The sequence below is a fragment of the Herbaspirillum sp. B65 genome (assembly GCF_000333555.1).
Lineage (GTDB): Bacteria > Pseudomonadota > Gammaproteobacteria > Burkholderiales > Burkholderiaceae_D > Herbaspirillum > Herbaspirillum rubrisubalbicans.
The window spans coordinates 1-3,747 of the sequence record NZ_BADI01000561.1 but is presented as its reverse complement, the minus strand read 5'-3'; the positions used below and the strand labels follow the sequence as shown (position 1 = coordinate 3,747).

Genomic DNA, 3,747 nt, shown 5'->3' with positions numbered 1-3,747 from the left:
AGTTTTTAAGGTTTATCAGCTTAAAACTTAGGCACGATCCGCCACACGCTCACCCATGATCCCGGACGGGCGCAGGGTCAGCACGATGATGAGCACCACGAAGGCGAAGATGTCCTGGTAATTGCTGCCCAGGAAGTTGCCGGTCAGGTCACCGATGTAACCGGCACCGAGACTCTCGATCAGGCCCAGCAAAATACCGCCCAGCATGGCGCCATAGATATTGCCGATACCGCCCAGCACTGCCGCCGAGAAGGCCTTCAGGCCCGGCACGAAGCCCATGGCGAATTGCGCGGTGGAATAGTTGGCGGCCCACATCACGCCGGCAATCGCTGCCAGCGCGGCGCCGATGGCGAAGGTGACGATGATGACGCGGTTGGCGTCCACGCCCATCAGGCCCGCAATGCGCGGGTTCTCGGCGGTGGCGCGCATGGCGCGGCCCATCTTGGTCTTTTCCACGATCAGCACCAGGCCGATCATCGCGGCCAGGGCCAGGATCAACAGCATGATCTGGGTCGGCGAAATCAGGGCGCCGGCGATATGCACCGGATTAGACGGCATGACCTGCGGGAACGGCAGCGGACTGCGGCCCCAGATCATCATGGCGAAGGTCTGCAACAGGATCGACACGCCGATAGCGGTGATCAGCGGCGCCAGGCGCGGCGCATTGCGCAGCGGGCGATAAGCGATGCGCTCGATCAGCAAGCTCACCACGATACACACCGGAATGGCACCGACGATGGCAATGACCAGCTGCACGATGCCCGGCAGGTGCGGCGCCACCTGTTGCACCACTTTGAGGAGCGACAGGCCGACCATGGCCCCTACCATCAGGATGTCGCCGTGGGCAAAGTTGATCAGGTTCAGCACCCCGTACACCATGGTGTAGCCCAGGGCGATCAGTGCGTACATGCTGCCTAGCACCAATCCGTTGATGATCTGCTGGATGAAAATGTCCATGAAACGCTATCTCCTTGAGGAGGATGATTTATATGAAACGACGACGGAATTGTTAAGACTTTGCGCACCAAGACAGGGCACTCGGAAACGGGAGAAAAAATAAGGGGAAATAAAAAAGTCGTAAATTATTTATCAAATTTTTCGCGCTTGCACGCAAAAGTTCATATCCCCAATGTAGCGCGCATCACCCGCGCTGCTGCCAGGTCCCATGCCGCCTGGCCTACAGTCTTGAACACCGGCAGCGCCCCCGCGCTGTGCAGTGTGGCCGGCGGCACGCTGCCGGCCAGCACCTCGGCGATGCCTACCACGCGCGACCAGTCGACCTTGGCCTGGATCAGGTCCCCGGCTTCGTGGTGCGCGCCGGCCACATCGTCGACCACGATGCGGCGTTCATGCAGCAGGCTGGCCGGGAATTCCACCATGTCCGGCTTGAAGGCCCCGACCCCGATGGCCAGCGTATCGGGTGCGATCTGTTCGGGGATGACGGCCACGCGCGAAGTGGTCAGGGCAATCACCACATCGGTGCCTGGCAGATCCTCTTGCAACATCTGTGCCGGCAATGGACTGGCCACGGCTTGCGGGTGGCGCGCACTGAGCGCATGACAGAACGCCTGGGTGCGTTCGAGGTCGCGGGCGGCAATCCAGAATTGATGCACGCCAAACACCTGCACCAGCGCATCGGCGTGCGCCGCAGCCTGGGCGCCGGTGCCAATCAGCAAGGCCGATTGCGGCGTGCGCGGCAACAAGTTGCGGATGCCCAGCATACTCATGGCCGCCGTGCGGCGGGCGGTGACGGTGGGGCCATCCATCAAGGCCAGGCGGCGCCCGGTGTGGGTGTCGAAGGCGATCACTTCACCCTGAATCGCCGGCAACTGGTGAAGTGCGTTGTCGGCGTGGACCGTGATGAGCTTGGTGACGGAAAGATCATCGGCAATGGCCGGCATGGTCAGCAGCACGCTGGCGGCATCGATGGGAACCACCTGGCGCTCGGGGGCGCGGATGGTGCCATTGGCCAGCTCCTGCGCGGCGCGCGCCAGGGCATCGACCAGGGCGGCGTAAGGCAGGGCTTGCGCGGTCTGGCGGGAATCGAGGATGTGCATGGGAGTCCTGTGGAGAGGTCAGGCGATGACAGGCGGGTGCGCTCGCATCAGCGCAGGAAGAAACCGGTCGGAAAGGGATCGGAGTGTTCCAGCACCCACTGGTTGGTACTCATGATATGGGCGTGACCGCTGACTTCGGTGAGCGCGCCATCGAAGGGGCCGACCTGGGTGGTACCGGTCACGCGCACGCCGAAGTTGCTGCCGACGATGCTGCCGTTGACGTAGGTCTGGTTCAACGCCAGTCGGCCGCGCAGGAACAACTGGGCGGCACGCCCGGAGGTGCCGGTGCCGGTGGGTGAGCGGTCCACTTCGCGGTCGGCGAAGATGCAGACATTGGATTGGTCGGCACCGGGGAAATTGGGTTCGCTATCGATGATGGTGCCGTAGAGCGTATTGAGGCCCGGCTCCAGCGGATGGGCGATGGCCACCTGGGCCATCACGGCGGCCTTGGTCTCGGCCCCCAGCTGGATCAGCTGGCGCACCAGTTCGGGCTTGACGGTCAGGCCGGCCTGGGCGGCGTTGATGTAGTAGTAGAAGGCGCCGCCGAAGACGATGTCGCCGATGATCTTGCCAAAGCCGGGGGTGTCGACCTCGACGTCACGACGATAGATGAAGGCCGGGACGTTGTTGAAGCTGACCTTGCCGGCACGCACGCCATCCCATTCGACGAAGGCTTCGATGAAGCCGGCCGGCGCATCGAAGCAGATGCGCGTGTGCGGCTGCGTGCGTTCGACATAGCCCATCTCCACCAGCACCTTGCCCAGGGCGATGATGCCGTGACCGCACATGTCGCTGTAGCCTTCGTTGTGGATGAAGATGACGCCGAAGTCGGCCCCTGCTGTCACCGGTGGCAGCAGGTAGGCGCCATACATGTCGGCGTGGCCGCGCGGTTCGTTCATCAGAAAACAGCGCAGGTCGTCGCGATGTTGGCGTAGCCAGGCGCGTTGTTCGAGGATAGTGCCGGCGGGGATCTTGGGCAGGCCGGAGACCACGATACGCAGCGGTTCGCCGCCGGTATGGGCATCGATGGTCTGGACGGTACGGGTATAGCTGAGCATGGTCTTCCTTCCGGGTGTGCTGCCGATGCGCCAGGGCTAGGTTAAGCCCGCCTGCTCCAGTATGGACGCTGCACGCGGGTACGACAAACCGTTCCCGAGCCGGTTGGGACCGGCAGGAAGCGGAAACTGCATAGGGAACCGGAGCTGGGCTGGAGGCCTGGCACGCCGCCCGCAGCAGCGGGCGGCACAGGTTCAAGCCAGGTGAAGGAACGTTCAGTAGCTGGTCAGGGGGACCGGCAGGCCATCCTTGAAGCGATACACCGTCACCGGCGACTGCTTGAGGTCGTGGTTGGCGTCGAAGTCATACTGACCGGCCACGCCCTTGTAGTTGATCTTGGCCAGGGCCGGGCCGAAGGCCTTGGGCTCGACCGAATTGGCCTGCTTCATGGCCTGAGCGATCAACATCATGCCGTCATAGAAGGAAACTGCATAGGTTTCGGCAGGACGGTTGTACTTCTTCTGGTAGTCGTCGGAGAAGACCTTGCCTTCCTTGGCCTTGTCCAGCATGGTGCCGCCCTGGGTACAGTAGACGCTTTCGCCGATGGCGTCGCCACCCAGGCGACCCATTTCCGGCGAACAGATGCCGTCGCCGCCCATCAAGGGCACGTCGATCCCCAGCTGTTCATCGGCGC

4 protein-coding genes are annotated in these 3,747 nt (G+C 63.0%); all 4 read right to left on the bottom strand.

What is annotated here, in order from left to right; all coding sequences use genetic code 11:
- Positions 1-27: 27 nt before the first annotated feature.
- On the bottom strand, positions 28-957 hold the full coding sequence (locus I5W_RS13660) for a branched-chain amino acid ABC transporter permease (protein ID WP_017453063.1): 930 nt from the start codon (positions 955-957) through the stop codon (positions 28-30).
- Between the two features lie 161 nt (positions 958-1,118).
- Positions 1,119-2,057: a delta(1)-pyrroline-2-carboxylate reductase family protein gene (locus I5W_RS13655; protein WP_044529639.1), complete on the bottom strand. Its 939-nt coding sequence runs from the start codon at positions 2,055-2,057 to the stop codon at positions 1,119-1,121.
- Positions 2,058-2,104: 47 nt separating this feature from the next.
- Complete coding sequence (gene lhpH, locus I5W_RS13650) at positions 2,105-3,115, bottom strand: trans-3-hydroxy-L-proline dehydratase (RefSeq protein WP_044529638.1); 1,011 nt, start codon at positions 3,113-3,115, stop codon at positions 2,105-2,107.
- Between the two features lie 213 nt (positions 3,116-3,328).
- On the bottom strand, positions 3,329-3,747 hold a 419-nt coding region (locus tag I5W_RS13645; protein WP_044529637.1), incomplete at its 5' end, for an ABC transporter substrate-binding protein.